At 37.7% G+C, this 7,372-nt stretch carries 5 protein-coding genes; 1 reads left to right on the top strand and 4 read right to left on the bottom strand.

The genetic code is table 11. The features are described 5' to 3' along the window. On the top strand, positions 1-517 hold a 517-nt coding region (locus NST21_RS28630; protein WP_340892855.1), incomplete at its 5' end, for a hypothetical protein. Between the two features lie 1,636 nt (positions 518-2,153). Here the strand turns inward: NST21_RS28630 and NST21_RS28625 are convergent. From NST21_RS28625 to NST21_RS28610, 4 genes are all read right to left on the bottom strand, one after another. Then, positions 2,154-2,837 (bottom strand): MerR family transcriptional regulator, encoded by a 684-nt coding sequence (locus NST21_RS28625; protein WP_340892853.1) that lies wholly within the window; start codon positions 2,835-2,837, stop codon positions 2,154-2,156. Between the two features lie 493 nt (positions 2,838-3,330). Then, complete coding sequence (locus tag NST21_RS28620) at positions 3,331-3,762, bottom strand: hypothetical protein (protein WP_201251004.1); 432 nt, start codon at positions 3,760-3,762, stop codon at positions 3,331-3,333. A gap of 6 nt (positions 3,763-3,768) precedes the next feature. After that, positions 3,769-4,911, bottom strand: coding sequence for a ParM/StbA family protein (locus NST21_RS28615; RefSeq protein WP_340892852.1), 1,143 nt, complete (start codon positions 4,909-4,911; stop codon positions 3,769-3,771). A 571-nt stretch (positions 4,912-5,482) separates the two neighbouring features. Then, entirely contained in the window at positions 5,483-7,300 is a 1,818-nt protein-coding gene (locus NST21_RS28610; RefSeq protein ID WP_340892851.1) for a hypothetical protein, read from the bottom strand. Positions 7,301-7,372 lie beyond the last annotated feature (72 nt).

Raw genomic sequence — 7,372 nt, 5'->3', positions numbered from 1 at the left:
CGCTCAAGGACCTCAAGGGCCTCAAGGCGCTCAAGGACCTCAAGGCGCTCAAGGACCTCAAGGGCCTCAAGGCGCTCAAGGACCTCAAGGCGCTCAAGGGCCCGGCGTCCCCCCTGCATTCGGGTCATTATATTCAAGTGATGATGATGGTAAATTAGCTCAAGAAGAAGTTCCTATAGATTTTGACTTCCCTGGTCCAGTTCTAAATGTGGTAGCAAATCCAGCAACAGATTCAGTAATCATATTGAACGGTGGAGTATATGAAATAAGCGCAGACGTGTTAATATCAACTTTTGAGGGGGTAGTACAATACGATATTAGAAGTAATAATGTAATTATTCCCGGTTCTCGATTTACAATATTCGGAAACGACATTTTCAATACTATCATCACAACCGGAAAAACGTTCCAAGTTCCTTTAAATTTAGGCGATAGCATAACAGTAGTTCCGTCGTTTGTATCTGGTTCTGTTTTTTATTTCTCCGCATCACTTACCGTAAATCGTATAGGGCCTTAAGGGCATGGAAAGGCTCCCGTTTTTCAGTTCGACTGTCTAACACTAACACCAGTGAGCCAAGGAAAAGCATGTTGTATCCCGATACTGCCAGCTTTTTTTATGTAACTATACTGTATGCTATGTTATTAGTTGAAACGGCTGCCAAGCCTTTTGAACATATCAAAGGACTTTTCTATTAATTCCCTAATTTCGCTTTGTCAAATATCAGCTCACTATAGGGACACAAAAGGGATATTGAACAATATTCAATGATCTCATCAAATATTTTCTTTTTTTATGCTAAATAGGTGTCCCAGGTCAGTCAACTTTTAAAAAATGTGAGTCCCACATTAAGCCCACCCTATCAATGTTGTATGTTCCATATCAGCCCATTTATAGTAAAACGGTTCAGTTTTTCCTTATACTATTCTTCTTCCTTTACTTTACAGATCTCTTCATGCAGTTTTTCAACCCGATTTAACAGCCTATTAACTTTAAGAAAATCAGCTTTATCTTTCTTCATATCTTTCTCCTTTTTTCATTTTAACTTAAAGTAAAAACACAAGTTAATAAATCCTCTACATGTTGATTTATTAACCCGTTTCAAAATGGAAACCTATTATAGATGGACATTTCCAACATGCCAAGATCGACAGCACATCCCTTATAAATAAACAGGGCGCAATTATACATAGATTAAAATCAACGTTTTTCGAACCAATGAAGTTGGTTGATTTGCTAAAGAATAGTTGTAATAAAACTTACCAACGCCTCGGCAATTTACATATTTATTTTATCCTGGCTGTATCGATGATGTATTAAGTAAGTAAACTGTCCCCAACTATGTTGTGGAACTGGGTAAGCATAGTGTTTTTATGGGTACAGAAAAATCCATGAATGGCCTTTTTGTGGCCACTGAATTAGCCTCAAGTGTCCCCTTAATGCCCTTACTAAAAAGATTAATTGGTGGGTACGGTGGTGGGTTTGTTGAAAGAAATTCATAAGAAACTGAATTTGGGAAATGTGGAGGAAGGCGATCTTGTCAATATTTCGGGAAAGGATTAATAACATATTTGTTTATATAGTTTAAAATATTAAGAGGTAAACTTAATGAATGAAAAGAGCTCCCTTTATGTTGAGACAGCTCTTTTTTGATGGTTTATTTTTTGGATAAAAAAATAAAAACTAATCTTGAAAAAGATCTTTATAGAAATTTTTTGTGAAAATCTGTAACATTTGGTTTTGCTTCTGTAAATTGTAATTATCTTTCTAAACATAATGAAATTGTGGTGTAGCCCATAGACAAGTAAGCCTAACTTCGACTGCAAAAACCCGTGTTGAGCCCGTAATTCCTTGACTTAATAAGGGGCATAATCTGACCTCAAAATCAACTTCGCTTAACAAAAAAGTCATCTATTAGAAATTAGATTCCTAATAGATGACTTTTGAAAATTTTATGATAGAAATCTATAGTAAACCAAGAGAGTTTTCTATATTAATGCAAAATCTACGAAGGTTTTACAGCATAAAAAGATATAGTTAGTCTGAAAGTGAGTACTGCCATCTAGTCGTATTATTGTTGAGTATAACGATCCCCTTCATTGTCCCCTCATTCTGACAATAGAGGGATTAAAGTATTCAATCATTAATGTCCTTTTTACTTGTCAATTTCCATTTCTTTTTTTAACCGGTCCACGAAATTCTCATTGATATAATCTCGGACAAATTTGTCCTTTTTCTCCAAATCAATGTCTTTTCTGAAAAATCCAATTCGCTTCAGGCGCTGATCGTCAGGTAACTTGGTCCAAGCCTGATTCGCTTCTTCTTCCAATGAGCTTTCAATTTCCCTTTGAATCACCATGGCTTGAAAGCTTTGATTCTTTTTTTCTTCTGTTGACGGTGGTTTGGGTAAGCTTGTGATTAATTGTTTATATTGATTTTTCAGCTCTTCAATTTGGCTGGCAGCCAACTCTTCATACGTTCTTCTAACTTCCTCGGATATCTGCTTTTTTATGCTCTCTATATCGTCTACATGTGGTGCCGGTTTGTCCTCTTTTACGGGAAACGGACGTAATTCAAAGTGATTGGGGAGATCCCTTGATATGGCGGAAAGCGCCCATTTCTCCCCCCTTCTTTTTTTGATGAATATTGCAATTTTCAAATCCAAATCATCGTATATCTTCTCTTTCGTTTCCATCGTGCGATTGATGTAATGAATGCTGCTCTTTTCCAAACGTTTAAACCAGCCATCAACCGTATTGATATGTACATGTTGATTATCGAATACTTTGTTCAGCTCTTCTACAAAATCGCTTATTCTCCAATGCCTATTTTCTTTCATGTAGTAACCCTCCCCTATTTTTAGGTGCAATGGTTTATGTATTTCTATAAACAATCGTAATTTATGTTCCATATGTGTTTCGTGGAGTACATATTGTGTACAACATGTACATAAATGTTAGAGAACAATCTATATATGGTCCACTAATATCTTTATCATACTCTCTATTTTAATATAAAGAATAAAGAAGTTAAAACAAAATGAGTTGAATAAAATGCTTCATGTATTCTAAACTAAAACTTTTCACTCTAATTGTAGACTACATACTATATATAGACCACAAAAAGTGAGTGGAATATCGATTTGTGTAGACTATTTATGGAGTGTTGACCATAAGTGGTGCATAAAAATAGCGTTGTTATTAGTATTAGACATCCCGTCCTGTTATTCCTCTATATTAGTGGGAGGGTTGGGCGGGGCCTAGTATATTGTTTGGGATTTTCTATAAAGGAATTTGAATGTGACTTTAAAAACCCCCATCTATGGATGGGGGTTAATCGTCTTCTTCGTCGAAATTCAAGAATGTTTTCTGGGCAAAGCTCTGAATCATGGCATTGGTCTTGAAAACAGGCTTTTTTTCCTCCACTGGATCTGTAAGAAGTTGCTGATCGAAATCTAGTGGGGTAGTAGGCTTTGTCACTACCTGATAAAGCAGCTGACTGATCAATGCCTTCGTATTGGGGTGCTTCACCCATTCTTTTTGATCGGCAGTTAAACCCTCGGGTAGGGTAATAGAGATTTGCGCATTATCTGCATTACCCAGGGCTTTTTGCGAAACGGCCTCAACAAAAATAGGAGCAATTTCGCTGCTGAATTTCCGGCCCAATTCATTCTTCTTTTGGGTTAGATAGTCTACAACATGTAAAGGGGTATCAGGTGGCAAGCGAAAAGAGACCGTTTTTCCAGGTTCAAAGCGTTCAGTCATGGAAAATCACTCTTTGATTAGGGCTTGGTTTTGTGTGGAAATCCCTTTACTTTGCAAATACATCAACAATATCTTGAAATATGCACGGGTAATCATCCAAATGCTATCATCTTCAGATACAAAGCGAAGAGGGTAGTTCTTTTCAGATTGATTCAATTCAGATAGGTAGGGCTTCAATACAAGCGAACCACCGCCAATTTGATAAGCAAGTCGGGTATCTGGGACATTCCGCCACATATCCTTGATCAATTTATATTCCTCTTTTGCAAGAACGGATAGTTCCTCATCGATGATGTCCTTGATGGAAACCCGATTTCCATTTACCCAGATATGATATTGTTCTTCAGGTTGCTCATTTGTAATGATTTCGACCAGGGTCCGACGGCTTTTAATCGTGTATTTGAATTTGGTATACACTTTGCGAATGATGTTATCAAGATAGGTAGAAACACCTTTCTTGATACCGTTACTGTATTCGTTATCAACCTCTGCTTCAGCTGAAATGATAGCAGAATCTGTAGAAAGGCCACCGATATCATTGATTAAGAGGGTTTTTCCTATCAAATCCTCATTTTTGGTGGATCCATCATTGTTTGTTGTTAAATCAACGAATGCTGCAAAACCTTCCGTGTTGACCAGCACTTGTTCAAATTTAATCCGGACGATTTTACCTTCCAAAGATGGTGTTTTCAGGAATTTTACCTCATGCTGTGAACTTTTCAGTTTCTTTCTGAATTCTTTGGCTTTGCCTTGTTTAGTTTCGTCCAGGGGCAGCCCGGTAGATAAATAATAAGAAGCCTCGATCACGCCATCTTCTTCTGTGAACTGCCCGACAGCATCATAGGCAAGGGATGTTAATAGCATGATAACGGGCTGATCGCTATCAGCTTTATCTTGGTCTGGAGTCAATTCATCGTTATTAGGATATTTGGATGCCAATTTTCCTACCGCAAAACTGCCATTTTTATTTTTTAAAGCAGAAGAAGTGATTTCTACATGCAAGGCATTCAGAGGGTTCTTTTCCATTTCTACGATTTCTCGGTCTTGTACATTTGCAATAACATTCGGTATGTAAAGGCGGGTTTCAAGGTCGCCCAAAAATCCTTTAACTGCATCATTACCTATATCGATTGATACGAATCTAGCCATATTAGTAAGATTCCTCCTTGGTATTTTTGGATTTTTATTCTACATTCCTTGCAATTGTATGCAATTTGCATACAAAAGTCAAGAGTGCATGCAATTTGCATACAATTATCATTTAATTAATTAATTAATTCTAATAAAGAGGACGTCTTAAGATTAGGTGGGAAATGTAGTTTTATTTTCAATCATGCTGCTCAAAACGAAGAGGGTTTAAGGAACTGGTATTTTCTTGGCTATTAGGGATAAATAATAGTCCATGTCTTGTTGAGTTAGATTTTGCTCGACAAATGGGACAGTATAATTGAAACAGGAAATAAGGAAATGATGGAGAATTTAATTTAACAATCTTCTAATAGAGCAGATTTAATGATTATTAAAAGAACAATAATCCGTGGTGTTCTTTTCTCCAACGGACCATCGTTTTACCAACGGTTCTAGAATTATTTATGAAAGGGGAGTTACTTCAAAGTAGTAAAGCTCATTTTTTTTGTGCTGTTGATTTAAGAAGGCCACATTTTCAGTGGCCTTTTTTAAATCTGAATTTATCAAACTTGTTCAATGTGTAAAAATCATACTATATTTTTTTTTTCTCTTTTAGCCATTTAAGCATCTTTTCGTCATTTTTATTATTCTGGCGTTTGTTTTCTCTCCTGAGGTACCGTGAGAGGGTAGTATGGGCAATGCCAATTTCCTCTGCCGTTTTCCGAATGCTCATGTTCAGAGAATCCATAGTCTCCATCATCGTTTCCGGAGACAAGCTGATTTCCATGTCCATTCCAAAATTGAATGACTGTTGGATGTCTATAGAAGGTGTCGCTGAAGGCATACCCAGGATCAATCCTGAATCATTGGAAACAGCTGATTCAACTTGAGCCAATTCAAAGTTCTCGGAAAGAGAATAAGGGTTTTCTTGATCGATAAGGTTCATTCTTTCAAGAATTTCTTCATTGACAAGCCGGTTGGAGTTGATCATCAGTTTTTTTTGATTTTCTCTTACGACCATCTCTGTCGGTAAAATAATAACATTGACCTTTGACCAGTAATTGTTCACCCATCCTTTTTTTCCAACCCGTTCTTCGTCAATCTCTTCGCTATAGGTCCAGCTCTCAATCACGCTGTCCGCCTTCAATTGATCCAAGACGTTTTCGAATTTATCCCTGATTTGTACCCCGTTATACCTGGGTGAGAAATCCATCACTTTCAGTAGTGTGGACACTTTAAAGGGCTGTTGCAGAGTCCGCTTTAGGGTCCTGATCTTCCACTGGAGGTTCAAGTATCGGGTTAATCGTTTATGTTCCCTTTGAGTAAAGTGGCTGTATTGGAATACTTTCAGATCCAATACTCCAAGTGATTGGTTTGGTCCATCCAGGTAGGGGGTTAAGATAGGTGAGGGTTTTACTTGCACCGCATAAATCCCTTTTGGCTGGCCCGTTTTTTTATCATAGGCAACTCGCATCTTTCCAATCTCGAACATCCTTTGGAAGTCCTTGAATTCATACAGTTCATTGTCCTGGATATCTTGTGTCTGGACTACTTTTACCTGTTCATCACCAAGGGATACCCATATGCTTGAAAGGGCAGCCACCCGTTTCATGATATTGAAGCGATCCTCTTCACGAAAATCAATTTCTCTACCATGGGCAGACCGTTTCTTTAAATTTCGAAGGCGGAGGGCATCATTACTATGAAATTCGATATATCCGTCCGGGCTCTTGGGTGTAACCATCCATAAGTATGTAATTAAATCGAAGAGGTCCGCTGTCATTTCATCCAAGGAATTGATGGTGGATTCAATCAGCTCTAGCCACATTTCCTGTTGATCGGAGGTGATCTCGGTTGTTTGTAATTCATGGGGACGGAGTTCAGCCAATCCTCTGAACTTTCCTCTGTTGTCGATTATCTCGGTTGCCAAAAGACCAGTCTCTCCTTCTTTGAAGTCCTTTTTCTTCGTTACGATGTCTCTCATTAAATGAAAATCCATATCCATGCTGGAATAAATGTAATCCCGGTGTAGGGCTTCATCAATTTTTTCTTCGTTTACGCTACGCTTAATTTCATCCGTTGGAAACTCATTGATAAAGTGTCCGGCTAAAATGACCTTTATTGTGTCTTTATAGGCGTTCACAGCTTTTTTTATCATGTTTTTGCTGATAGGTTGTTCAAAGTATAATGTCTGGGTGAACAAGGAGTAGAGGGCGCGAAAACTCAATCCCATTGTATAGCCCGGAGCCTGTTTCCTCACTTCTTCCTCAGTCATATGGTAGGCTTCCTGTTTCCATTTCTCCAGAATATAACGCCGGTCATCAAATAAGGCCTTATTTTCTTCGTATATTGATATTTTTAAAAGTTCATAGTTTAAAATCAGAGAATCAGGTATGTTTTCATACTTCATCGATAACATCCTTTCTAGTACATGCAAGGCATTCTATAAAACTAGTAAACGTGGTGCATTCTATTAGATTCA

The sequence above is a fragment of the Peribacillus sp. FSL K6-1552 genome, assembly GCF_038005205.1.
Lineage (GTDB): Bacteria > Bacillota > Bacilli > Bacillales > DSM-1321 > Peribacillus > Peribacillus butanolivorans.
Note: the sequence above shows the minus strand (reverse complement) of the source record. Positions and strands in the feature narration are given on the sequence as shown.

Coding starts and splice junctions, on each gene's coding strand:
- NST21_RS28615 (WP_340892852.1), bottom strand. CDS start 4,911: ATGGCTAGATTCGTATCAATCGATATAGGTAATGATGCAGTTAAAGGA.
- NST21_RS28625 (WP_340892853.1), bottom strand. CDS start 2,837: ATGAAAGAAAATAGGCATTGGAGAATAAGCGATTTTGTAGAAGAGCTG.
- NST21_RS28610 (WP_340892851.1), bottom strand. CDS start 7,300: ATGAAGTATGAAAACATACCTGATTCTCTGATTTTAAACTATGAACTT.
- NST21_RS28620 (WP_201251004.1), bottom strand. CDS start 3,762: ATGACTGAACGCTTTGAACCTGGAAAAACGGTCTCTTTTCGCTTGCCA.